The organism is Paenibacillus dendritiformis (genome assembly GCF_021654795.1).
GTDB lineage: Bacteria > Bacillota > Bacilli > Paenibacillales > Paenibacillaceae > Paenibacillus_B.
This window is the reverse complement of record NZ_AP025344.1, coordinates 739,589-764,343: the sequence shown is the minus strand read 5'-3', so window position 1 is coordinate 764,343 and position 24,755 is coordinate 739,589. Positions and strand designations below refer to the sequence as shown.

General features: G+C 53.8%; 20 protein-coding genes, 3 rRNA genes and 1 riboswitch. Of the genes, 4 read left to right on the top strand and 19 right to left on the bottom strand.

The window, feature by feature from the left end; genetic code table 11:
• Positions 1–13 precede the first annotated feature (13 nt).
• The 6 genes from L6439_RS03290 to L6439_RS03265 all read right to left on the bottom strand — a co-directional run bounded on the left by L6439_RS03290 (position 14) and on the right by L6439_RS03265 (position 5,505).
• A complete protein-coding gene (locus tag L6439_RS03290; protein WP_213470370.1) occupies positions 14–958 on the bottom strand; it encodes a phosphoribosylaminoimidazolesuccinocarboxamide synthase in 945 nt (314 codons plus the stop codon).
• A gap of 236 nt (positions 959–1,194) precedes the next feature.
• Positions 1,195–2,496 (bottom strand): adenylosuccinate lyase, encoded by a 1,302-nt coding sequence (purB, locus tag L6439_RS03285; RefSeq protein ID WP_168182859.1) that lies wholly within the window; start codon positions 2,494–2,496, stop codon positions 1,195–1,197.
• Complete coding sequence (gene purK / locus L6439_RS03280) at positions 2,493–3,692, bottom strand: 5-(carboxyamino)imidazole ribonucleotide synthase (RefSeq protein ID WP_213470368.1); 1,200 nt, start codon at positions 3,690–3,692, stop codon at positions 2,493–2,495. The genes purB and purK overlap by 4 nt, the downstream gene beginning before the upstream one ends.
• The gene (gene purE / locus L6439_RS03275; protein WP_168183105.1) at positions 3,689–4,183 is read right to left on the bottom strand and encodes a 5-(carboxyamino)imidazole ribonucleotide mutase; all 495 of its coding nucleotides are present in this window, start codon (positions 4,181–4,183) and stop codon (positions 3,689–3,691) included. The genes purK and purE overlap by 4 nt, the downstream gene beginning before the upstream one ends.
• A gap of 197 nt (positions 4,184–4,380) precedes the next feature.
• Positions 4,381–4,481: riboswitch (purine riboswitch) on the bottom strand.
• Positions 4,482–4,679: 198 nt separating this feature from the next.
• Positions 4,680–5,114, bottom strand: coding sequence for a universal stress protein (locus L6439_RS03270; protein ID WP_213470366.1), 435 nt, complete (start codon positions 5,112–5,114; stop codon positions 4,680–4,682).
• Between the two features lie 112 nt (positions 5,115–5,226).
• Positions 5,227–5,505, bottom strand: a complete 279-nt coding sequence (locus L6439_RS03265; protein ID WP_168183107.1) for a DUF1294 domain-containing protein — start codon at positions 5,503–5,505, stop codon at positions 5,227–5,229.
• Between the two features lie 187 nt (positions 5,506–5,692).
• Between L6439_RS03265 and L6439_RS03260 the strand changes: the two genes are divergently transcribed.
• A complete protein-coding gene (locus L6439_RS03260) occupies positions 5,693–6,148 on the top strand; it encodes a hypothetical protein (protein ID WP_213470364.1) in 456 nt (151 codons plus the stop codon).
• A gap of 716 nt (positions 6,149–6,864) precedes the next feature.
• Here the strand turns inward: L6439_RS03260 and L6439_RS03255 are convergent.
• Entirely contained in the window at positions 6,865–7,809 is a 945-nt protein-coding gene (locus L6439_RS03255) for a transglycosylase domain-containing protein (RefSeq protein ID WP_213470362.1), read from the bottom strand.
• Between the two features lie 500 nt (positions 7,810–8,309).
• Here L6439_RS03255 and L6439_RS03250 point away from each other — a divergent pair, with 500 nt between their 5' ends.
• Together L6439_RS03250 and L6439_RS03245 are read left to right on the top strand one after the other, a co-directional pair.
• Positions 8,310–9,716 carry an ABC transporter substrate-binding protein gene (locus L6439_RS03250; protein WP_213470360.1) on the top strand — a complete coding sequence of 469 codons (1,407 nt, stop codon included), beginning with the start codon at positions 8,310–8,312 and terminating at the stop codon, positions 9,714–9,716.
• An 82-nt stretch (positions 9,717–9,798) separates the two neighbouring features.
• A complete protein-coding gene (locus L6439_RS03245; RefSeq protein WP_213470358.1) occupies positions 9,799–10,383 on the top strand; it encodes a hypothetical protein in 585 nt (194 codons plus the stop codon).
• 87 nt (positions 10,384–10,470) lie between these two features.
• Here the strand turns inward: L6439_RS03245 and wrbA are convergent, their stop codons facing one another.
• Positions 10,471–11,088 carry an NAD(P)H:quinone oxidoreductase gene (gene wrbA, locus L6439_RS03240; RefSeq protein WP_213470356.1) on the bottom strand — a complete coding sequence of 206 codons (618 nt, stop codon included), beginning with the start codon at positions 11,086–11,088 and terminating at the stop codon, positions 10,471–10,473.
• Positions 11,089–11,153: 65 nt separating this feature from the next.
• Positions 11,154–11,927, bottom strand: coding sequence for a pirin family protein (locus L6439_RS03235; RefSeq protein ID WP_213470354.1), 774 nt, complete (start codon positions 11,925–11,927; stop codon positions 11,154–11,156).
• 172 nt (positions 11,928–12,099) lie between these two features.
• Here L6439_RS03235 and L6439_RS03230 point away from each other — a divergent pair, with 172 nt between their 5' ends.
• Positions 12,100–12,276 carry a hypothetical protein gene (locus L6439_RS03230; RefSeq protein ID WP_168181646.1) on the top strand — a complete coding sequence of 59 codons (177 nt, stop codon included), beginning with the start codon at positions 12,100–12,102 and terminating at the stop codon, positions 12,274–12,276.
• A gap of 94 nt (positions 12,277–12,370) precedes the next feature.
• Here the strand turns inward: L6439_RS03230 and L6439_RS03225 are convergent, their stop codons facing one another.
• The 10 genes from L6439_RS03225 to L6439_RS03180 all read right to left on the bottom strand — a co-directional run bounded on the left by L6439_RS03225 (position 12,371) and on the right by L6439_RS03180 (position 24,482).
• Positions 12,371–13,378 (bottom strand): hypothetical protein, encoded by a 1,008-nt coding sequence (locus L6439_RS03225; protein ID WP_168181647.1) that lies wholly within the window; start codon positions 13,376–13,378, stop codon positions 12,371–12,373.
• A 33-nt stretch (positions 13,379–13,411) separates the two neighbouring features.
• A complete protein-coding gene (locus L6439_RS03220) occupies positions 13,412–14,392 on the bottom strand; it encodes a hypothetical protein (protein ID WP_213470352.1) in 981 nt (326 codons plus the stop codon).
• 31 nt (positions 14,393–14,423) lie between these two features.
• Positions 14,424–15,413: a hypothetical protein gene (locus L6439_RS03215; protein ID WP_168181649.1), complete on the bottom strand. Its 990-nt coding sequence runs from the start codon at positions 15,411–15,413 to the stop codon at positions 14,424–14,426.
• 138 nt (positions 15,414–15,551) lie between these two features.
• Complete coding sequence (locus L6439_RS03210; RefSeq protein WP_213470350.1) at positions 15,552–15,695, bottom strand: hypothetical protein; 144 nt, start codon at positions 15,693–15,695, stop codon at positions 15,552–15,554.
• A gap of 953 nt (positions 15,696–16,648) precedes the next feature.
• A 5S ribosomal RNA gene (rrf, locus tag L6439_RS03205) occupies positions 16,649–16,765 on the bottom strand.
• 117 nt (positions 16,766–16,882) lie between these two features.
• Positions 16,883–19,810 (bottom strand): 23S ribosomal RNA (locus L6439_RS03200).
• 341 nt (positions 19,811–20,151) lie between these two features.
• Positions 20,152–21,702, bottom strand: a 16S ribosomal RNA gene (locus L6439_RS03195).
• The 16S, 23S and 5S rRNA genes sit together here, the layout of an rRNA operon.
• Before the next feature lie 407 nt (positions 21,703–22,109).
• Positions 22,110–23,636, bottom strand: coding sequence for a hypothetical protein (locus L6439_RS03190; protein ID WP_213470151.1), 1,527 nt, complete (start codon positions 23,634–23,636; stop codon positions 22,110–22,112).
• On the bottom strand, positions 23,633–23,947 hold the full coding sequence (locus tag L6439_RS03185; protein ID WP_213470149.1) for a hypothetical protein: 315 nt from the start codon (positions 23,945–23,947) through the stop codon (positions 23,633–23,635). The genes L6439_RS03190 and L6439_RS03185 overlap by 4 nt, the downstream gene beginning before the upstream one ends.
• Positions 23,940–24,482 carry an RNA polymerase sigma factor gene (locus tag L6439_RS03180; RefSeq protein ID WP_213470147.1) on the bottom strand — a complete coding sequence of 181 codons (543 nt, stop codon included), beginning with the start codon at positions 24,480–24,482 and terminating at the stop codon, positions 23,940–23,942. The genes L6439_RS03185 and L6439_RS03180 overlap by 8 nt, the downstream gene beginning before the upstream one ends.
• Positions 24,483–24,755 lie beyond the last annotated feature (273 nt).

Genomic DNA, 24,755 nt, shown 5'->3' with positions numbered 1-24,755 from the left:
TGAATTCCTCCCGTTACGCCCATCTCTGTGCGGTTATTCGTTCATATAAAGCGATATAACGTCCTCGTGTAGCCTCGACGACCTCCGCCGGCAGCGGCGGCGGCGTGCTGCTCCGATCCCAGCCGGAGGCGGCCAGATAGCGGCGGACCGGCTCCTTGTCGAGACTGTCGATATCCGAATCGAGCGCATAGCTGCCGACGTCCCAGAAGCGGGAGCTGTCCGGCGTGAACAATTCGTCGATGAGCACCAATTCGCCATCAATGAGCCCGAATTCGAATTTGCAGTCGGCGAGCAGCAGGCCCTTGTCCGCGCATTCCTCTGCCGCGAACCGGTACAGCCGGAGACTCGCGTCCCGCAGACTCCCGGCCAGCTCCGGCCCGAGCTGCGACTCCATGACTTCATAGGCAACGTCTTCGTCATGTCCTTCGTCATGCTTGCGGGCCGGCGTAAATATCGGTTCAGGCAGGCGCTCGTTCATGCGCAGGCCTTCCGGCAGTTGGATGCCGTTCACTTCGCCGGTCGCTGTATACTGCCGCCAGCCTCCGCCGGTGATATAGCCGCGGACGACGCATTCGAAGTCCACGCGCTGCGCCCGCTTGGCGAGCGTCATTCTATCAGATAATAGGGATACTAGAGATGAGATGCGTTGATGAGGTTCCGGTTCGCTGCCGATCCGGGCGGACAATGCGGTCCGCAGGCATTCCTCGTCACAAGGAATGACATGATTGCCGATAATATGCTTCGTCCGCTCGAACCAGTAGCGGCTCAGCCGGTTCAGGACCGTTCCCTTGTCCGGCACGGCCGGCTCAAGGACGCAGTCAAAGGCCGAAATGCGATCCGATACGACGATCAAGAGCGTGTCGGCGTCCCATTCATACAGCTCCCTCACCTTGCCGCGGTGAAGCAGCGGGAACGGAATCGCATCCGCCAGCGTTGATACGATAGAGTTGGTAGACATGCCTGTGCTCCTCTCGGTTTCTCCTAAGCTGAAGCGGTCTTGCTTACCCTCCCGTTGGTTGCTCCCGCTGCGGCGGGCGGTTCCCGGAAGAGAGGAGGGCAGGGAGCCGGCCGCCGCATTCGGCCCGTTGGGGATAGGGCCTGCGCGAGCAGCTTATCCGCCGCAATCAGGGGGGCGGCGAACAAGCATGAACTTGCATTTATCCAATTTTCATATCGTTGTTATTGCCCTTGCAATTATCCTTCCAGCAGTCCAAGCTGGCCGAAAATCGTATCGACATGCTTCAAGTGCCAGGACGGGTTGAAGGCGTCCTCGATGTCCTCCGCGCTCAGCACCGCCGTAATCTCCGGCGTGCTCTCAATGATGTCGCGGAAGCTGCGCTGCTCTTCCCACGCCTGCATCGCGCGCGGCTGCACCGTGTCATAAGCCTGCTCGCGGCTCCATCCCCGGTCGATGAGCTTCGTCATGACGCGGCCGGAGAACGGCACGCCATACGTTCGCTGCATGTTGCGCTTCATATTTTCCGGGAAGACCGTCAAGTTCTTCACGATGTTCATGAAGCGGTTCAGCATATAGTTCAGCAGCATCGTGCCGTCCGGCAAAATGATGCGCTCGACCGAGCTGTGCGAGATATCGCGCTCATGCCAGAGCGGCACATTCTCGTAGGCTGACAGCATATAGCCGCGAAGGACGCGCGACAGGCCGGAAATGTTCTCGCAGCCGATAGGGTTGCGCTTGTGCGGCATCGCGGACGAGCCCTTCTGCCCTTTGGCGAAGGCTTCCTCGACCTCGCGGAACTCGCTCTTCTGCAGGGCGCGAATCTCGGTCGCGAACTTGTCGAGCGACGTCGCGATCAAGGCCAGCGTCGCCATATACTCCGCGTGGCGGTCGCGCTGCAGCGTCTGGGTCGAGATCGGCGCCGGCTTCGTGCCGAGCTTCTCGCAGACGAATTTCTCCACGAACGGGTCGATATTCGCATAGGTGCCGACCGCACCGGAGATTTTCCCGTACTGCACGCCGTCCGCCGCATCGCGGAACCGCTCCAGGTTGCGCTGCATTTCCGCGTACCAGAGCGCCATCTTCAGGCCGAACGTCGTCGGCTCCGCATGGACGCCATGGGTGCGGCCCATCATCGGCGTATCCTTGTATTCCAAAGCCTTGTCCTTCAATATATCAATGAACCGGAGCAGATCCTGCTCCAAAATCTCGTTGGCCTGCTTCATCAGGTAGCCCAAGGCCGTGTCTACGACGTCGGTCGAGGTCAGCCCGTAATGGACCCATTTGCGCTCGGGCCCGAGCGTCTCCGACACGGCGCGCGTGAAGGCGATCACGTCGTGGCGCGTCTCCGCTTCGATCTCATAGATCCGGTCGATATCGAAGCTTGCCTTGGCGCGCAGCGCTTCGACATCCTCCTTCGGAATGACGCCAAGCTCGGCCCATGCCTCGCAGGCGCACAGCTCCACTTCGAGCCAAGCCTTGAACTTGTTCTCTTCCGTCCATATGGCCCGCATCTCCGGGCGCGAATAACGTTCAATCATCGTCTCGTATTCCTCCACATGTTCGATTCTCTCATCCAAGCGAGCGCCGCTTCGGTACTCGGGGCCACGATATTGACATGCCCCATCTTCCGCTTCGGCTTCGCTTCCGACTTCCCGTACCAATGCAGCTTCGGCGTTACGCCGTAACGCTCGGCAGCCGGGTCGTCCGTACGGAACCATTGTACCATGTCCGCCGCGTCTTCGCCGAGCAGGTTGGCCATGACGACCGGAGAGACGAGCCCGGTCGGACCGAGCGGCAGATTGCAGATGGCCCGCAGATGCTGCTCGAACTGGGAGGTGCGGCATGCATCCATCGTGTAATGCCCGGAATTATGCGGGCGCGGCGCGAGCTCGTTCACGAGCAATTGGCCCTCTGCGGTCAGGAACATCTCGACCGCGATGAGGCCGACGACGTCGAGCGCCTCCGCGATGCGGCGGGCCAACCGCTCGGCGTCCGCCTGCACCCCGGCCGGAATGCGCGCCGGGACGATGGACAGGTGGAGAATATGCTCCCGGTGAATGTTCTCCGCCGCCGGGAAGACGGCGATCTCGCCCCGCGGGCTGCGGGCGGCGATAACGGACAGCTCGTGCTCGAACGGCACGAACGCCTCGAGCACCAGCTCCGGGGCCAGCGCCGACAGCTCGGCATAGGCGGCCTCCGCTTCGCTCTCCTGGCGAAGCATGCGCTGGCCCTTGCCGTCATAGCCGCCGGTGGCCGTCTTCAGCACGCCGGCGCCGCCGAACGCGCGCAGCGCCCGGCGCACCTCGCCCGCCGAAGCGACCGCCGCGAACGGCGCGACGGGAATGCCGGCGGCCTGCAGCGCTTCCTTCTCGCGCAGGCGATGCTGCGCCAGACGAAGCAGGCGGCTGCCCTGCGGCACGGGAGCGGCCCGCTCGAGCCGCTCGACGGCGGCGGCGTCCACGTTCTCGAACTCGTACGTGATGACGTCCGCACGCGCCGCCAGCTCCGCCAGCCCGTCCTCATCGCCGTAATCGGCGCAGATGAGGTCGGCCACCGCGGCGCAGGGCGCATCCGCCGCCGGGTCAAGCGCGACGAAGCGGTAGCCGAGGCGGACGCCCTCCAGCGCCAGCATGCGGCCGAGCTGGCCGCCGCCGAGGACGCCTACCGTCACGCCAGGCGCCAGCACCGGCGCCTTCTCCTGCGGCCGCATGCGGCCGTCCGCCGGGGCCCTCATGCGAGGTCCCCCGCGGCCTGCACCTGCTGCCGCACCGCTTCCCTGCGCGCTTCCATCTTCGCGCGCAGCTCCTCATCGTGCATGCCAAGCATCTGCACGGCCAAGAGCCCGGCGTTCGTCGCCCCCGCCGGTCCGATCGCCACCGTCGCCACGGGTACGCCGGCCGGCATCTGCACGATGGACAGGAGCGAGTCCATCCCGTTCAACTGCGAGGACCGCACCGGCACTCCAATGACCGGCAGCACCGTCTTCGCGGCGACCATGCCCGGCAGATGGGCGGCCCCGCCCGCGCCCGCGATAATCACGCGAAGTCCTCGCTCCGCGGCCGTCTCCGCATAATGGAACATCTCGTCCGGCGTCCGGTGGGCCGATACGACCTTGCTCTCGAACGGAACCCCGAATTCCTTCAGCACCTCGCACGCGAGACGCATCGTCTCCCAGTCGGACACGCTTCCCATAATTACGCCTACCCGCACGTTGTCCTTGTCCATCGTCGTGCACCTGCTTTCACCCTATTTTTTGCCCGGCTTCCGAATAATCCCTGTCATGAGCATAAAAAAATCAGCGGATGGCTACCCCCTGATCGCAGTCTTCGAACCCAAGAATGACGAGCCTCGGCTGTCCAAAAAGCCAAGTCCGCCCTCCGCCTCCCCGATGGCAGGCAGCAGCAAACAGACCTGCGGCATATCCGTCCGGTCGTCATTCTCGTAGTCCAAAGATTTACGGTCCTTGGGTAGAAACTTCCGGCCATATTCCCGGAATTATACGAGTTCAGAAAGATGAAATTATATCGATAGGATTTCAAAATTATTCGTTAATGGTTCAAGCAACTCCAGTGTAACAAGGGGTAACAGCCATGTCAAGAATTAAAATACGAATATAATGCATTAAATATATCTTATTGTTCGGATTTAGTTCGTTATGCCTATCTAATAAAAAGAACCGGCCTCCGCATGCGCGTCTTCCGGTCCTTCCCAATGTATCAAGTTATTTCATGACGAGGACAGGCACCTTCGCATGCTGCACGACATGGTGGCTGACGCTGCCGAGCACGAATTCCTTGAATCCGCTCAGCCCCCGGCTGCCGATCACGACCAGATCGCAGCCGAACTCCTCGGCTTCGGCGACAATGGATTGTCCCGGAGGGCCTTGCAGCAGCTTCACCTCGGCCCGATCGCCAAGCAGGGCCACCTGCTGCTCCGCCTCGTTCTGCGTCTGTTCGGCATACTGGTACAGCTCCTCATTCGTCTCGACGGTCGCCGTCGCATACGCGGTTCCGATAAAATATTGCGGGAACTGGAATACATGCACCACGCGAAGCATCGCTTCCGCATGGTTCTCCGCCAGGCTGATGGCATGGCGCAAAGCCTTCTTCGATGGCTCCGATCCGTCATAAGCGACAAGAATACGATTGAATACCATACATTCCACCACGCTTTCTTATAGTCAACGCTATGTAATAAGAGTATCCTGCTGCCAAGAGCGATCCACATCGCGTCCCTTGATGCGCGCCTGCGGAACAGATACTCCACTATTACCCGATTTTGATAAAAAAATAACCGAACACGACAATATTCACGATAAGAATGAATGGGATTCCCGCCGTAAACGTCACATGCTGCGTCTTGTGGCGCTGGTTGTACATCCCGGTCAGCACGCCCAGGGCGCCTCCCAGCCAGGCGGCCAAGAACAGCTTCCGCTCCGGAATGCGCCGCCGGTGCCGGATCGCCCGGCGCTTGTCCGCCGCCATCATCTGATAGCCTGCGATATTGACGGCCAGCAAATATACAAATACAAGCAGCGTCGCGTCCATAGATGAAGAATCCCCCTTTCCCTACAAATATTATACAACTTGACGCTCCAGGCGGCTACTGCAGTTAAAGAACTGCCCGCCCCCTAGGAGGTGCATAGACCGTGCACAAGGGTGCGGGGCATGACGGGTCAATAGATAATGCAGTGGCAGGAGTACTGAGGCAGGAGTAGATGCAGCAGTTGGGCAGGTGTTGGGGCAGGTGGTTAGTGCAGGTGTTGGTGCAGGTGGTGGTACAGGTATTGGTACAGGTGGTGATGCAGGTGGTAGTGCAGGTGGTAGTGCAGGTGGTAGTGCAGGTGGTAGTGCAGGTGGTAGTGCAGGTGGTAGTGCAGGTGGTAGTGCAGGTGGTAGTGCAGGAGTAGAGAGCGGGATTAAAGAGGAGGGAGAGACGGGGAGAGAACCGCGGCCGCAGATGGACGAGTCAGATGGAAGAAGCATTGAATCCTGCATAGATGCAGGAATTTCCGCGATTTACAACCTTATCTTATTACATTCCTGCAATATAGCATCTTTTTCGCCGAATTTTGCTTTGAATCTACTGTTTAGGATGAAATTGATGCAGTTTTCAGGCTGTTGGAAAACCCCTGTTTTTTGTGAAGGGGTGGAGATGGTCCATTTTCGTCATCCAAACTTTGGCTCTTAGAGTGTTTTAAATCGATTTTCTCTACCGGGAGAAGAGATCAATCACAAGTAAAAAGCCCCATATACTACTCAATGGCCTGATTTTACGGGATCCAAGCGACCGCGCCGGATGTTGGGGGCATCATCGCATTATCCGGCCTGCTGGAAGCATTATCGGCCTGCTCGAAGCATCGTTGCCTCCTGGGGCTTGGACGTGCGGAGGAAATTGCTGCTATTTTACAGGAAATTCTGCTTAATGAGTCCACATCCCGAGGAATTGCTGCAAATCTACATCATTTTAGGCCCTTTTGCTTCAAGCCGAAGCGAAACGGGGAAAATTCCTGTAATTTTGCAGGATTCCCTTTCTGGACTAGTCGTCCATAGCGAATTGCTGTATTTATGCAGGATTTCGCTTACTGAATAGGAGCGTCTGGAGAAATCGTGGAGTTTTGCGGATTTCGCCTGCCGGATGGGCGTGTCCAGGGAAATGGTGCACTTTTCAGGATGGTGGAAATATCCATTTTCCTACTCAAAACTTCTTTCTCAACAGCCTGAGTTTTGCAGGAACTCCTCTTACGGTGTAAATGCCAGAAGAAAATGCTGCATTTTTGCAGTTTTCCCGCATTCCTTGTATTTCCCTGCGTCCCCCTTAATTCTCAGCAAGTCGGGCTGACAATAATCAGGGGGCTGTCTCGCCGGAGCTGCACACGGCTGAATAAGACAGCCCCCTCCGCTCCATCAAGAAGCGTGAACGATTTCCGCTTTCTTCAGATGCTGGCGCTCCCCTTCGGTCAACCACCCCAGCTCGACCATCCGGCGCAGCACGACGTTCTGGCGATGCTCGGCCGCGGCGGGATGCTTCCGCGGAGACAGCCGTTCGGGCGCCTTCAGCAGGCCGACCAGCATCGCTGCTTCCGCTTCATTAATCGTCTCCAGCGCATCGGACGCCCCGGCGGTCTTGCCGAAGTAGAAGCGGGCCGCATCTTCAATCCCGTATTTCCCGTGTCCAAAATAGACCTTATTCAAATACATCTCCAAAATCTCGTCCTTCGTATATCTCCATTCGAGATTGGCGGCGATGGCCATCTCCTTAAACTTGCGGGAATACAGCTTATCCTGGGTCAGGAACAGGTTGCGGGCCAACTGCATCGTAATCGTGCTTCCGCCTTGCGCCTTTTGCTGCTTCGTTACGTTAATCCATACCGAACGGGCCAGTCCAATCGGATCGATGCCCGGATGGTAACGGTAACGATGATCCTCGATGGCGAGCAGCGCCTCCGTAACATAAGCCGGCATGTCCTTCAGGCGAACGATATGTCTCCCGTCTGCCGAGACTCCTTCCCGTATCTCCTCCCGCAGCGCCGCCAGCTTCGCTTCGTCCATCCAAGCCGGAGCAAGCCCGGCCATCATGAACCATCCGATGACCGGCGCCAAAATCGCCGCGGTTACCCCATATATGACCCATCGTCTCCAGACATGCGCGATGCTCCGGCCGATGGGGGTTGATGCTGATTCGGTATCTGTCTGCACTTGATCTTGCTTCACAGGCCGTTGTTCCGAAGCCGACGCGCGGTGTCCGCCCGGAGAGCCCGTCCATTCCCCTTGATGCGCGCGCATCGCTCGAATCGGCGAATGCAGCGCTAGCGAACCCTTTGCCGGATGCTCCCATCTGATAATTCTCATCGGAATCGACCTCCTTTCGATACGATCAGTGTACAAAATAGAGATTGCTCTTCCCATCGAATTCGGTTGCAGAAAACTTACAAGTACGAAAGCTACGTCATCCCTCTCTCCCCTTGATATTGGAGGGCATCTTCGGCCTCCTGACTCTGTGAGCAGAGATTGGATATGGTTACAGCGTTTTTACATTTCTTAACACCAAATTAACACCATTTTTAGTACGATTTCTCCAGACAGATCGGCACGGATTCATCCTTGCATTTTGAAAACGCTCCCCCCCCCCGCATCACGCTCTATCATTGCCCGGCAGAATGCTTCTTACGACTCCAATCGGTTCGTGGAAATGGAATCGGCGAGAACTTGCTTATCTCTTTCGATCATCATGGACGTGAGAACGATTCGGAACCGCTCCAGGTCTTCGCTCTACGCATGGAAGAGGCGAATCCGGGATGGTCTGAACAAGTTTATATTATTGTTTCTAAAAAGAAGGGAGCTCGGTCAACATGAAAAGAAACCTTTCCCTGCTATCCATCGCCATCCTGCTGATGATGCTGCTTGTATCAGGCTGCGGCGGGACAACCGCGGACCCGCCCGCTCTGCCATTAGACCAGAGGCAGGATGGAACGCCCCGCTCCGCCCCCGAACAGACAGGTGGTTCGGACACCGCGCAGCCGAACGACGCTTCGGCTGCGAATGAAGTCGCCTATGACGGCGAAGCGGTAACGTTAAAGTTCATTATCGAAGTCGATGAAGAGACATTCCGCATCCGCTACAAAGAACAAATCGAAGAGAAGTTCCCGAACATCACGCTGGAACTCGCCAACGCCTCGCTTACGCCGGAAGGACTCCAGGAATTGAATGCGCGCGGAGAAATTCCTGATTTATATGTTATGCATCAGGGCTACGACATGTTGAAAGAGCTGGATATGCTGGAGCCGCTCGATCCCTACATTGAGCAGAGCGGCTTTGATCTCGGAGTCATCAACGACGGCATCGCCGAGATCCAGCGCGCGCTCGATCCGGACGGAACCGGCTTGCTCTACGGCATGCCGATCGAAGGCACGCAGAGAGCCCTCTATTACAACAAAGCTATTTTCGATAAATTCGGCATCGGCTATCCGCGGGACGGCATGACCTGGGACGAAATTCTGGATCTGGCTAAGCAGGTGACGGCTGAACGGGATGGCGTGAAGTACAAAGGGTTGTCCTTCGGTCATTACTCCATCCCGCTTACCCAATTCGGCGTAAATGGAACCGATCCGGAGACCGGAGAAGTGTTGTTTACGAAAGAACCGGCGTTTCAGCAATTTTTTGACATGCTGGACAAATACCGCAGTATTCCCGGGATGGTGGATACAAGCGATTATTCCTATACGTTCAACAATGATCAGAATGTGGCGATGACCATCGTCTCCCTTCCTACGCTTCCGCTGTATAACGCGGTTCAGGGACTCGACTTCGATATGGTGTCGGTCCCGGTATGGCCAAATCATCCAGGTATCGGACCATCTGTTCCGGCGATTTCCGTCAGCATTAACAAGCATAGCCCGCATAAAGATGCGGCTTGGGCGGTCATCGCCCATCTGGCCTCGGAGGACGGCCAGCTTGTCCTGTCCCGCGTCGGCAGCCCGCCAACGATCAAGAGCGCGGAAGCATTCGAGCAGTATTCTGCGTCGGATATGGAAGCAGCCGGCAAAAAGTACAACATTCGACCGATTTTCGAGCAGAAAATGGCAAGCATTTCGAATTTTTCTCCTTATGGACCATTGGTTACGTTTTTCTACGATGATTATATCAATCAGAAGGCGCGCGCCTTTGTAACGGAGCCAGACAAAGATGTAGCCACTTTCTTGCGGGAGATGGAGGAAGAGTATGCGGCCATCGTCAAGGAAATGAAACAGTTGAAATAGAACGATGCCGAAAACCCCTTCCTTCGTTCCTTTTTCATTCAATGCCGCACAAGGTATACTGTCATAAGGGAGGGATCGACAAATGAAAAAAAAGCGAATGTCATGGCTTTCCGCCTGCTCGGCGCTTCTTATCGCCTTCGGCGGATTGATGTCCGGCTGCGCAGACAACCAGGACGCTTCCGATGCTTCCCCGGGTCAAGTCCAGACGAGCCCGTCAGACGCCGGAACCGCGGAAGAAGCTCTCGCAGACTCGGCTGCGGCCGGGCAAGATGCGTCATCTCATTCCGGCAAGCCGGCTGGCGGCACCTCTTCGGAAGGCCAAGCCGCGGCGGACGATGCGGATGTGGAGCGGGTGCTCAAATCGATCGAGACCGGGAACGGCTATCAGAAGAAGATTGAGCTGCTCAAGGACGGCGGCAAGCGCGTCACCATCACCGATCCGAACGGGAAGGCGACGGTTCGTAAAGTCGAATATGAAGGCATTGTCAGCGCCGTGAACGGAAGCCAAGTGACGGTTCAGTTGGACCGTGGCGGGGAGAAGACGTTAGACGTACCGAATCATATCGCCGTAGATGACGAGACCGGCCAAGGCTTCAAGGCTGGCAGGGAGATCGAGTGGGATGTCGATCAAGACGGAGCGATCCTGAAGATCGAGCTGGAAGATTAACTTCCGTCCATTACAGGCAATCCAGCCTATTGAACAAAAGGGTGCCCAGGCCATCTCGGCCCGGTCACCCTTTTCTTGCGAAATTGCTTAATTTTGCGCCATTCCTGCTTTCACCCAGCCGGCTGCCGTAACGGTGCGCTTCGCTTGATGCTTCACCGCGGCCTCCACATTTTCAACCATCTTCCCGTCCTGGCCTACGGTTACGCTGGTGCCATACGGGTTGCCGCCTGCCGCATACGCCGACGGATCGGTATAGCCCGGAGCGACCACGATGGCGCCCCAATGATACATCGACGTATACAAGCTCAGAATCGTCGCTTCCTGTCCGCCATGCGAATTGCCGGCGCTGGACATCGCGCTGACTACCTTGTTCGTCAGCTTGCCTTGCGCCCACAGGCCGCCGGTCGTATCCAAGAATTGCTTCATCTGGGATGGCATATTGCCGAACCGGGTAGGCACGCTAAATATAATCGCATCCGCCCACTCCAGGTCCGCAGGCTGTACGGCCGGCACATGCTGCGTCGCGTCCGCATGGGCTTTCCATGCCGGATTGCTCTCAATCGCTGCCGGCGGCGCCAGCTCAGGCACCTTAAGCACCTTGACTTCGGCTCCTGCCGCCTCTGCTCCTTCCTTGGCCCACTGCGCCAACTGATAGTTCGTGCCTGTCGAGCTGTAATAGATTACTGCCAATTTTACATTTGCCATCCGAAATCGCCCCTTTATTTTATTTCCTATGTGTAGAGTCAATCTATCATTGATTCGTGGGTACGTTACTTGCGGTACAGTGGATAATCGACGGCTGTCGGCACTTCAATGGCAATCAGCCGGGTCGCTTCCTCTGCTGCTATGCGGAGAACATCATCGGCCTCTTCGTTGCCCGTCGAGATGATGAATTGTTCGCCAGCATAGCGGGTCTGTTCTTCTCCCGCCTCCACGGAGCCGATGCTCCCCTTGCCGCTCATGATCAGCGCCGTCCATGTGCGCCCGCGCGGCAGGACTGCCTCATAGCTGCGGCCGGCTTGGATCGCAATGTCCCACATGCGGGCATCCGCTACTATGCGCCACGGAGCCCCTTCACCCAGCACCGTCTTCACGGAGACGCCGCCAGATTCATGAATCGGGAACGCCTCATGCTCAAATTGCGCATAATGGGGCGGACGCTTTCTGGCTTCCAGCAGATTCGGCTCGAACCAGATTTGCAGCATATCGGCATCCGGACCGACGATGCGTTCGCTGTGCTCCACGCCGCTCCCCGCCTGAATCAGTTGCGCGCCTCCCTCGCCGACGACGCTGTCCGTTCCCAGTGAATCGCCGTGGTGCGTCTTGCCCTGAATGACGTAAGACAGAATCTCGAACGCCTGGTGCGGATGAGGCGGAATATACCCTTCTTCCTTCGCCTTCGCCCAAGCCCAGTAGAACAACGTGCTGACGCGCTTGACGGCCCCGCCCTCATGCGGGAAGCCTATCGGCTTGATCTCCGTAATCCGCCCGCCGTCGAATGTTCCCGTCCCCATTTGGCTCGCCGTATACTGCTGAATCTTCATACCCATCCTCCCTTTTGCGGACATGTTTTGCGCTGGCGATACAAGTTTAATTATCTTCATTTCAAGATATATGACAGACATAATGCGGCCGCTTCCTTGAACGCCTACAAGTACCATCATAATGTCAAATTATCTTGAAGTCAAGATATTTATATGCAAGGTCGTCATTTTGATGCAACGCAAGCCTTACGCCTTGCTGGCTCCCTGGATCCGCTTGGCTTCGGATTGCGGTGTATTGCGACGCGGCATGGAAGACATCAAGATTGGAGGAGTCGAAAACCTGTATCCTCGTGTCCAGTTCAATGTCAAGACGCATGTCGCCTTGGACCGTACAGGCGAGATTGAATAAACACAGCCCGTCGGCGGGTTGCCAACGGGCTGCTATTCATGTGCGCGGCAGCGCACATCTGCTTTTTCTATCTTCCTTTTTACCTGTCTATGTTCTATTCTGTATACAATTCTTCAATATAGACTCTTTCTCCGTGCATCAAGAAAACGACGTTTTTGTCGGCATCCAGCGCCGCTACCATCTTGGTCTCCTTATTTTGGATAAAGCTGAAGTCTTTAGCCGAATTGTCCCATTTCACTTCAAGTCCCTGGAGATCCATATTGAACAATTTCTTCGCGATCGGAGCCACCGCTTCTTTCACTTCTTTTTCGGTAATATCTTTCTTCAATACTTGTTTTCGTCCGCCGTCATGAACGTATTGGACCTTCCCCGTCTTGGCATCCAGCGCAAGCGTAACCTTGCCGCCTTTAAGCTTCCACGTCTTATTCTCAACGCTACCCTCAAGCACTGCTTTCGTCACGTCCAAGTCGCGGTCTAAAGCCGTTTTCACTGCTTCCGCCGCCGCTTTCAGTAATTTCGGTTCAAGCTCGTTCTTGCTAAATTCGATCGCGGCCCCAATACGAGTTTTCTCTGTCGACCCTGGGATATTTTTCATCACAAAGGCGGAAAAATCCTTCCCGCTCAAAGAATACTGGGTAAAAGGTTGCTTTGGATTTTCATAGTACTCGGACACGTCAACTTCTTTATTAAATGTGTATTTTTTCTTGGCATGCATCCCTTTCAGCACTTTCAGGACTTCATCCTGATCCTTTTTGCTGATTCTATCGATGCTTTGCTTTCCTCTAATATTCCATATTTTTTTGGTCTCTTGTATATAGGCTACGCTATAAGTCTCATCTTCAGAACGAACCCACACCCACCCTGACATTTCATCAAGCTCGCCAACATCCTGCAGCTTAATCTCTTTCCCCGCAAATTGTTTTACGGCCTTTTGAAGCTCGGCAGCCAGCTTCTTGTCGATTTTCACTTCTTTGCTCTTCGATTGCTGCTGTTCTTGCTGCTTCTCTTGCGCTGCCTCCGCGCCTGCAGGAATCGGTCCTGCCAATGCGGCCAGCATGCCGGATACGACCAGTGTGGCTGCGATAGCTTTTCTCAAATTCATGATCAATCCTCCTATGCATCTCTTTGTGTTTTTTTAATTCCCTGCGGCCGCTCTGCTCCCCGACTTTATGTACACCACATTTTTCTCGGCATCCAATGCGGCTCTCACCGCCGTAATATCATCTTTTTCGATGAAGCGGTAATCTTTAAATAAGCTGTCCCATTTTACTTCATATCCCGTAATGTCGATATTGAATAATTTCTTCGCGAGCGGGGCGACCGCTTCTTTGGCTTCTTTTTCTGTCATCTCTTTGTTCGTCGTGACCTTATTGCCTTGTTTATTGATTAGGCTGATTGCTTTTTCGTTCTCCATGTAAACCTTCACTTTGTCGTCCTCAAGCACCCACGTATGATGCTCAATCTGCGCCTTCGTCACGTCGAATTGATGATCGAACGCCGTTTTGATCGCTTCCGTTGCCGATTTCAGCAATTTCGGATCAAGTTCTTTTTTGTCAATATCGATTATCGAACCGGTGATGGCATAACCTTTTGAAATATTAGCATTTACCGAAACTTCAAAATCCTTCCCGGAAAACCCATAAGATATATAATCTCCAAATTTGCCCTTGCTATTATCGTACGATCGTGACTGTGTAACGTCTTTGTTAAATACGTATTTCTTCTTTGAATAGGCTTTCTTTAACTCTATTAAAGCTTCGTCTTGAAGTCTTTTGTCGACTTTGTCGATTGTCGTCTTGCTGGAAACAAACCATATTTTTTCGTTTTTGGAATCAAAGCCAACACTATAATTTCCATCTGCAGATTGAACCTTGACCAAATGCTCATTGATATGTTCACCGGTATCCTTAAGCTTAATCTCTTTCCCCGCATATTGATTTACCGCTTTTTGCAGTTCGGCAGCCAGCTTTTTGTCGATTTTCACTTCTTTGCTCACCGATTGCTGCTCGTGCTGTTGCTCTTGCGCTGCCTCCGCGCCCGCAGGAATTGGACCTGCCAATGCGGCCAGCATGCCGGATACGACCAGTGTTGCGACGATAGCTTTTTTCAAATTCATGATAATCCTCCTATGCGTCTACTTATGTTCTTTAATTCCCTGCGGCCGCTCTGCTCCCGGACTTTATGTACACCACATTTTTCTCGGCATCCAATGCGGCTCTCACTTCGGTCGCTTTGCCTTTAACAAAGCAGTAATCTTTAAATAAGTTGTCCCACTTCACTTCATACTCCGAAATGTCGATATTGAATAATTCCTTAGCAAGCGGAGCAACCACTTCTTTAGCATCCTTTTCCGTAATCTCCTTGTTGGTCGTTACCGCTTTACGCGATTTATGATACAGGCTTGTGACCTCTCCCTTCACGATTTCAAGCGATACGTACTTATCCTCAAGTGTCCAAAAAATTTGTCTTAGATTAGCGGCTGTAACTTCCAAATCATGATTGAATGCCGTTTTTACCGCTTTTGTTGCCGTTTCCAATAACTTCGGATCGAGCTCTTCCTTGGTGAACTTTATCTCAAATCCACCAACACGACCTTTATGCTCTTTAGCAGAGTTTTCCTTTAAAAAGAAAATATTAAAATCTTCACCTGTCAACTCATACGACAAATTTACACCTAGTTTTTCTTTTTCGCCATCATAGCCTCGATGCATGATCACTTCTTTATTAAATTCATATGTTTTATTTGCATATGCTTTTTTTAACACTTTCAAGATTTTCTCCTGATCCTCTTTACTGATTTTATCGATTGTGATCTTTTCAGAGACTTCCCATATCTTACCACCATCAATATGAAAGCTGATAGCGTACTTTCCGTCTACGGATTCAACCTTGGCACTCAGAGAGAATTCTATCTTCTCGCCGACATTCTTCAGCTTGATCTCTTTCCCTGCATATTGTTTGATTGCTTTTTGCAGCTTGGCAGCCAGCTTCTTGTCGATTTTCACTTCTTTGCTCACCGATTGCTGCTCGTGCTGTTGCTCTTGCGCTGCCTCCGCGCCCGCAGGAATTGGACCTGCCAATGCGGCCAGCATGCCGGATACGACCAGTGTTGCGACGATAGCTTTTTTGAACTTCATTTTAAAAATCCTCCCAATACAACTACTTAAGTATTTACTGCCTCATCCAATCCTAACGAATAAATTGGAAATAAACCACAAAACATTCTATTAATATTAATTAAGAAAACGTTAATACTAACCAGCAGGATATAACAGTTACTTTTGACCATTGGCTTCACTATATTGAGCAGAGTAATCACCGTCTTTGGCATCCGAATACATTAAGCAACTTATATAATCTGGCCCGTTCATTATTCCATGGGTTCCGTTTTTGCCGCCAGATTGCTTGCTGCTGATCATGAAGCTTCCTCCGCCGCCATTGATGGTGCCCAACTAGACGACGACGCTTAAAACAGCGATTGCCAGTTGCATTCATGTATTCATCTGTTCTTCCCTTCTCATCTGTCTGCTCATTACTACGATTACCCACGATAAGGATTGACTCCACGATACAATTGATTAAACCTTTTTAAGAGAACCTTAATAACTATAAGGAGGCAGTGAGAGATTCAGTTGCCCGCCTTCCTCGTTTCGGGTCACAATAGACAAAAAAAGCACCCATAATGGGTGCTAATGGTGCTTTCACCAGTCAAGACGCTATTTCAAGTTGAAGCGTTCCCTGAGCTTGGGCAATTTCCCCACCGTCAGCCGGGAATATCAATGGCGAGCAAGATCTGAGCATTGAAAAGCCGCATGGCCCCCAACGAATCCTGCAAAACTGCAAGATTTCCCTGGACGAGCCTATTCCGGAAACGAAAACCTGAAAAACGCAAGAATTCGATATTCCCGACTTAGTCAAAAAGAAATCCTGCAAAAGTGCAGCAATTCGGAATGCACGACTTCACCAAAAAGAGAATCCTGCAAAAGTGCAGGATTTTTCTCCTTTTTGCTTCAATCGGGTGCAATTGCGAGCAAAATGATGTAGATTTGCAGGAATTCCACTGCATATGGGCTCATTGTGCCAAAATTCCTGTAAAATTGCAGCAATTCCCTCCACACGCTCAGCTCCAGGAGGCTACGACGCCTCTAGAATGCGATGATGCTCTCTGATGATGCTCCAGGATACGATAAAGCCTCTCCAATAACGCCTCTGTATGAGCTTATGCCTCAAGGTACAATGATGCCACTCGACGGTTTACGTCTCCAAGGTCCGCTTCCCCCTCCAGGATGCCATGCCATGTCCGTTCCCCGCGTTCCCTGACTTCCTCCGAATATAGAAAAAAACCACCGACAGAAGTCAGTGGTCTTTGTCTGCTTGGCAGCGTCCTACTCTCCCAGGACCCTGCGGTCCAAGTACCATCGGCGCTGGAGGGCTTAACGGTCGTGTTCGGGATGGGTACGCGTGGAACCCCTCCGCTATCGCCACCAAACAGATAAGGTTTGTACCTTAAAAACTGAATGCGAAAGTGAAGAATCATAATCACCCGGGGTCCCCGAAAAGTAATCGGTGTTGCTGCAACGCTTCACGTCACTTTTTGGGGTGAATTTAGGATAAGCCCTCGACCGATTAGTATTGGTCAGCTCCATGCATTGCTGCACTTCCACCTCCAACCTATCTACCTCGTCGTCTTCAAGGGGTCTTACCAATGTGGGAAATCTCATCTTGAGGGGGGCTTCACGCTTAGATGCTTTCAGCGCTTATCCCTTCCGTACTTGGCTACCCAGCTATGCCTCTGGCGAGACAACTGGTACACCAGCGGTACGTCCATCCCGGTCCTCTCGTACTAAGGACAGCTCCTCTCAAATTTCCTGCGCCCGCGACAGATAGGGACCGAACTGTCTCACGACGTTCTGAACCCAGCTCGCGTACCGCTTTAATGGGCGAACAGCCCAACCCTTGGGACCTACTTCAGCCCCAGGATGCGATGAGCCGACATCGAGGTGCCAAACCTCCCCGTCGATGTGGACTCTTGGGGGAGATAAGCCTGTTATCCCCAGGGTAGCTTTTATCCGTTGAGCGATGGCCCTTCCATGCGGTACCACCGGATCACTAAGCCCGACTTTCGTCCCTGCTCGACTTGTAGGTCTCGCAGTCAAGCTCCCTTCTGCCTTTGCACTCTTCGAATGATTTCCAACCATTCTGAGGGAACCTTGGGGCGCCTCCGTTACTCTTTAGGAGGCGACCGCCCCAGTCAAACTGCCCGCCTGACACTGTCCCCGAACCGGTTCCACGGTCCCAGGTTAGAACTCCGATACGATCAGGGTGGTATCCCAACGGCGCCTCCACCGAAGCTGGCGCTCCGGCTTCCCAGGCTCCCACCTATCCTGTACAGACCGTACCAAAGTCCAATATCAAGCTGCAGTAAAGCTCCATGGGGTCTTTCCGTCTTGTCGCGGGTAACCTGCATCTTCACAGGTATTAAAATTTCACCGGATCTCTCGTTGAGACAGCGCCCAAGTCGTTACGCCATTCGTGCGGGTCAGAATTTACCTGACAAGGAATTTCGCTACCTTAGGACCGTTATAGTTACGGCCGCCGTTTACTGGGGCTTCGGTTCATAGCTTCGCCTTGCGGCTAACCACTCCCCTTAACCTTCCAGCACCGGGCAGGCGTCAGCCCGTATACTTCGCCTTACGGCTTCGCACAGACCTGTGTTTTTGCTAAACAGTCGCTCGGGCCTATTCACTGCGGCCCCCTCGGGCTATTAACCCTACCGGGGCACCCCTTCTCCCAAAGTTACGGGGTCATTTTGCCGAGTTCCTTAACGAGAGTTCTTCCGCGCGCCTTAGAATTCTCTTCTCGCCTACCTGTGTCGGTTTGCGGTACGGGCACCTTTACCTGGCTAGAGGCTTTTCTTGGCAGCATGAAATCAAGACCTTCGGTACTGTAATTTTCCCTCCCCGTCACAGCCCAGCCTTACGGTCAGCGGATTTGCCTACTGACCAGCCTCACTGCTTGGACGAGCATCCATCAGCTCGCGTCCCTATCCTTCTGCGTCCCCCCATTGCTCATAACGGCTGCGGTGGTACAGGAATTTCAACCTGTTGTCCTTCGACTACGCCTTTCGGCCTCGCCTTAGGTCCCGACTTACCCTGGGCGGACGAGCCTTCCCCAGGAACCCTTAGGCTTTCGGCGGACATGATTCTCACATGTCTTTTCGTTACTCATACCGGCATTCTCACTTGTGTACAGTCCAGCAGTCCTTCCGGTCTGCCTTCAACCCGGTACACAACGCTCCCCTACCACTGATGCAAGCATCAATCCATAGCTTCGGCGGTACGTTTAGCCCCGTTACATTTTCGGCGCAGAGTCACTCGACCAGTGAGCTATTACGCACTCTTTAAATGATGGCTGCTTCTAAGCCAACATCCTGGTTGTCTGGGCAACTCCACATCCTTTCCCACTTAACGTACACTTAGGGGCCTTAGCTGATGGTCTGGGCTGTTTCCCTCTTGACAACGGACCTTAGCACCCATTGTCTGACTCCCGGATAATAAGTCCATGGCATTCGGAGTTTGACTGAGCTTGGTAACCCTTGGCGGGCCCCGCACCCAATCAGTGCTCTACCTCCACGACTCTTCCTCCGAGGCTAGCCCTAAAGCTATTTCGGGGAGAACCAGCTATCTCCGAGTTCGACTGGAATTTCTCCGCTACCCCCACCTCATCCCCGAATTTTTCAACATTCGTGGGTTCGGGCCTCCAGTGCGTGTTACCGCACCTTCACCCTGGACAGGGGTAGATCACACGGTTTCGGGTCTACGCCTACGTACTCATTCGCCCTATTCAGACTCGCTTTCGCTGCGGCTGCGGCTTTTCACCTTAACCTTGCACGTAAACGTAACTCGCCGGTTCATTCTACAAAAGGCACGCCATCACCCATAGAACGGGCTCTGACTTCTTGTAAGCACACGGTTTCAGGTTCTATTTCACTCCCCTTCCGGGGTGCTTTTCACCTTTCCCTCACGGTACTGCTTCACTATCGGTCGCCAGGGAGTATTTAGCCTTAGCAGATGGTCCTGCCGGATTCCCACGGGGTTTCACGTGTCCCGCGGTACTCGGGATCCGTCTCGGAGGGCATTTACTTTCGAGTACAGGGCTATTACCTTCTACGGCGGGCCTTTCCAGACCTCTTCGTCTAATAAACACCTTTCTGACTCCATGTGAGACGTCCCACAACCCCGGAGAGCAAGCTCTCCGGTTTAGGCTCTTCCGCGTTCGCTCGCCGCTACTGACGGAATCACTATTGTTTTCTCTTCCTGAGGGTACTTAGATGTTTCAGTTCCCCTCGTATGCCTCTTCACACCCTATGGATTCAGGTGTGAGTGACTGCCTATTACAGCAGCCGGGTTTCCCCATTCGGACATCCCCGGATCGATGCTTGCTTACAGCTCCCCGAGGCAATTTCGTCGTTCGCCACGTCCTTCGTCGGCTCCTGGCGCCTAGGCATCCTCCGTGTGCTCTTACTAGCTTAACCTATTTAAGGCGGTTAAAAAGTTTCCTTTTGATCACGAAGGATCTCAAGGTGTTGTTCGGCATCGAATCTTGCCTTCAGCGTCGAAATCCGGTGCTCATGTAGCCTTGACTACACTCCGCTCCTCTTTCTTCCGCTTCAAGCAACCTTCTCGGTGCTGAAAAGTAAACTTTTTAACTCCCATTTCACTAGCATTAAAGGATGATTCTAAGCTTTACTTTCGCGATTCAGTTTTCAAGGTACAAGTGAAAGGAATTGTCCTTTCAAAACTGACAACGAGTGATGTTTGCGTGTGGAAGCTTGTGCTTCCTGTATGTCTCCGTCGCAGGAGACGTAATCCTTAGAAAGGAGGTGATCCAGCCGCACCTTCCGATACGGCTACCTTGTTACGACTTCACCCCAATCATCTACCCCACCTTCGGCGGCTGGCTCCTTGCGGTTACCCCACCGACTTCGGGTGTTGTAAACTCTCGTGGTGTGACGGGCGGTGTGTACAAGACCCGGGAACGTATTCACCGCGGCATGCTGATCCGCGATTACTAGCAATTCCGACTTCATGCAGGCGAGTTGCAGCCTGCAATCCGAACTGAGACTGGCTTTTTAGGATTCGCTCCGCCTCGCGGCTTCGCTTCCCGTTGTACCAGCCATTGTAGTACGTGTGTAGCCCAGGTCATAAGGGGCATGATGATTTGACGTCATCCCCACCTTCCTCCGGTTTGTCACCGGCAGTCACTCTAGAGTGCCCAACTCAATGCTGGCAACTAAAGTTAAGGGTTGCGCTCGTTGCGGGACTTAACCCAACATCTCACGACACGAGCTGACGACAACCATGCACCACCTGTCACCTCTGCCCCGAAGGGAAGCCCTATCTCTAGGACGGTCAGAGGGATGTCAAGACCTGGTAAGGTTCTTCGCGTTGCTTCGAATTAAACCACATACTCCACTGCTTGTGCGGGTCCCCGTCAATTCCTTTGAGTTTCAGTCTTGCGACCGTACTCCCCAGGCGGAATGCTTAATGTGTTAACTTCGGCACCAAGGGTATCGAAACCCCTAACACCTAGCATTCATCGTTTACGGCGTGGACTACCAGGGTATCTAATCCTGTTTGCTCCCCACGCTTTCGCGCCTCAGCGTCAGTTACAGCCCAGAAAGTCGCCTTCGCCACTGGTGTTCCTCCACATCTCTACGCATTTCACCGCTACACGTGGAATTCCACTTTCCTCTTCTGCACTCAAGTCACACAGTTTCCGATGCGACCCGGAGTTGAGCCCCGGGTTTAAACACCAGACTTACATGACCGCCTGCGCGCGCTTTACGCCCAATAATTCCGGACAACGCTTGCCCCCTACGTATTACCGCGGCTGCTGGCACGTAGTTAGCCGGGGCTTTCTTCTCAGGTACCGTCACCTATGGAACAGTTACTCTCCATAGCGTTCTTCCCTGGCAACAGAGCTTTACGATCCGAAAACCTTCATCACTCACGCGGCGTTGCTCCGTCAGACTTGCGTCCATTGCGGAAGATTCCCTACTGCTGCCTCCCGTAGGAGTCTGGGCCGTGTCTCAGTCCCAGTGTGGCCGATCACCCTCTCAGGTCGGCTACGCATCGTCGCCTTGGTGAGCCGTTACCTCACCAACTAGCTAATGCGCCGTAGGTCCATCCATAAGCGGCAGATTGCTCCGCCTTTCCCGATCCCCTCATGCGAGGAAATCGCCTATCCGGTATTAGCCCACGTTTCCGTGAGTTATCCCGGTCTTAAGGGCAGGTTACCTACGTATTACTCACCCGTCCGCCGCTAAGCATCAGGAGTGCAAGCACTCCATCAACTCCGCTCGACTTGCATGTATTAGGCACGCCGCCAGCGTTCGTCCTGAGCCAGGATCAAACTCTCCATAAAAGTTAAGTTTGACTTGCTCATTTATTGCTGACGAGGTCATTTGACCTCTTGCACAAACATCACTCGTTGTTCAGTTTTCAAAGAACAATCCGGCAACCAACTTCATCAGTAAGTTGCTTTCTTTTCTTCACCGCTGTTCAGCGGCGACTTTTATAATATATCATGTCTTCGATTCAGCGTCAAGCATTTTTTTAAAATCTTTTTCGCTTCAGGCGGCTCATGCCGCTCTGTCGAAGACAGGAATCTAAATATATCACGCTCTTAATAGAAAAGCAACCCCTAAATTAAACTTTCTCTCCTGACTGTTCCTTTCAACTTATCGACGATTTTTACCTTGATGAGAATTGAATTAAATATGAGGCGGTATACATGCCGCCGAACCGGACAATGGCCCGTCGGCATGATCCCTAATCATCGCGGCTGGATGTCTGGTTTCCCTCCACACGCTCCACTTCCCGCCGTATTCGTTCCACTTCGTCTTCCATTTTTAAGCGGGAATAGCACAGCTCCATCATCTTCAGATCGTAGAGGTCCGGCTGATCGATTTGCTTCAAATAGTAAAGTGCCTTCTTCTGATCTCCCCAAGAATCCTTCGTCGTCCCGATCATTTCCATGCGGGCAAGGACCCGCAATGCATGCCGATTCTTGCCTTCCTTCAAGTAAGCGCGCTTGGCCGACTCATAGTCCGCCTGCAGAACGTATCGATCTCCGTCCGACACCGGGCCATCCGGGATGCGAATGAGCGGCAGTTCCCCTTGGCTGACGATCGTGTAAGACCGTGAGCTGCTAATTTTCCTGTCCTGATCATCGTAAGCATCGACGCTCCACACATACTGAGCGCCAGGGTATCCGATACCGAGCAAATAGGAAGGATAAATCCAGACGCCCTCATCAGGCGACCAATTCATTCCGCCGCCGGCGGCACCATTCTCTCTCAGCTCCGATAGACGATACGTAGCTTCCGTCCCTGCATGCTTTCCCGGAAGCACATGAGTGGCAGCCCCCCGGGATTGGCCGGCGCGAGACTGATGCGCCTCCATCCATTGCACCACATAATAGGCTGCACCCGGATAGGCTTCCCATCGCATCGTAATCTCATCGCCCTCCACGGTGACAGGACCTCGCGGCTCAAGAACGGTGAGATTCGGATTCAACTGAATGATAACCCCTTCCACCGATTGCCCTTTCTTCAACACGATGTTGTCCGGCGAAGTCTCTGCGTACGTATAGGAATCCAGTTCCCGCAGCGGAGCTCCGATTTCGATATCATAAGTCTGTTCCGGCACCTGATAAAAACGGAATTCCCCGTTCTGATCCGTCATCACCATGGGATAATCGTCCGGGCGGGGAGGAGAGTGCCATGAGTTTGCGTCCGTTTTACGCAGCACGACCACAGCCCCTTCGAGCGGCTGTTGCCCTCGCATAACGGTGCCGCTCAGCATCGGCTTCTCTCCTGGCTTGGGCACTCTTGATTCCAGCAGCTTCACTTGATCGCGGTATTCCAACTTATGCAGCGTATCGCTTTGCATCAATTCCCGGTAGAGCCGCTCCGCTTCCTCCCATCGTTTCTCCAACATATAAATATTGGCCAGCCGGCTCCAGGCGAGAGAGGCATTCGGATGATCGGGGTAGTCATGAAGGAATTGCTCGGACTGCTGCTTCATCTCCTCCATAGACAGCTCCTTGTCTGTCGAACCTCGTGTCGCAAAAGAGGAACTATTCTTGCCGATATACAGCATGTTCTCGGATGCCGGAAGATGCCTGCCCATAAGCGCCAAGTACCTTTCATCGGCCGTCTCGTCCTCGCGCCCAAGCAGCGATAACCAAAAGTCATGGGGCTGCGCCGCTATCTGCGGCAAGATCCAGGACAATCCCGACAAAGCGGCCAGCACGGCCAATAGGATGGCGAGATGCCGCACTTTTAACCGTATCACTCTCTCCCCTCCTTCTCGAGCAGCGAAGCCCGAATATAGATGCCGCCCATGTAGACGAAGCTGTCTTCCGATATGGCGGCCTCATCCTGGGCCACCCCATCCTGGTCGCCTTTGATTCCGGACAGAAGCAGCGGGGAGAATGCGAGGAGCAGCGACAGGAACAAGCCGGGAATCGCCAAGCGCAGCGGAATCCGAATCTCGCGTTCCCATAAGGAGGGCTTCGCATGCGCAATAACCTCTTGCTTCATTTTCTCGGCAAATGCCACCTCCTTCATCTCTTCCTGCAGCGCCTCGCGCCAACGATCATTCATGCTCCCACCCGCTTTCTTTTAAAATTCGCTCCAACTTGCAGCGCGCCCGCGACAGTCTGCTTTTCACCGTGCCTTCGGGCTGTCCGAGCATGGCGCATATATCGGTAATGGCCCAATCCTGAAAATAATGAAGCACAATGACCTCCCGTTCTGCATAAGACAGCTTCTGGATGCATTCCCGCAGGGCGACTCGCAGCGGCACTTCTTCCGTGGTTCCGATGGAAGAGATCTCGTTCCGCCACGGCTGCTCCCGGAAGAACAGCCGCTTCCAAGACGCCTTCCGTGTCTGGGCCCGGCACAAATTTACCGTAATTTTCATGATCCATGCCCGTAAGCTGCCTTTCTCCGACTTTTGATGAATTCGGCGGAACACGGCCCAGAACACTTCCTGGCTGATATCCTCGGCGCCATGACGATCACCAAGCAGCAAAACCGCTGTCCGGATGACGTCATCACCGTACGCATCCATAAGCGGACGAAGGGCCTCGCGGTCACCGCCCTGCAGCCTGTTCACCCATTCCTGTTCGGCGTTCATCTTCTCCCCCCAGTGGCTCTCTATATACATAGATGCGATCAAGCGGCTGCAAGGTTGCATTTCCAACATACTAAAAAGGTTGCTGCCGGACCTTATGCACACTCTCCCCCTCGTTCAGGATCCCATCCCCGTTTACCGGCACCCACTCAAGCCGACACTCACACCATTAACAGATCAGAGGCCGGTCATTCTGAGTCAACGGGATAATGGCTGAAAGAAGCGCAACCCCTTTCCCCCCTACTAATGAAGAAAGACCGTTTCCCGCTAATGGGC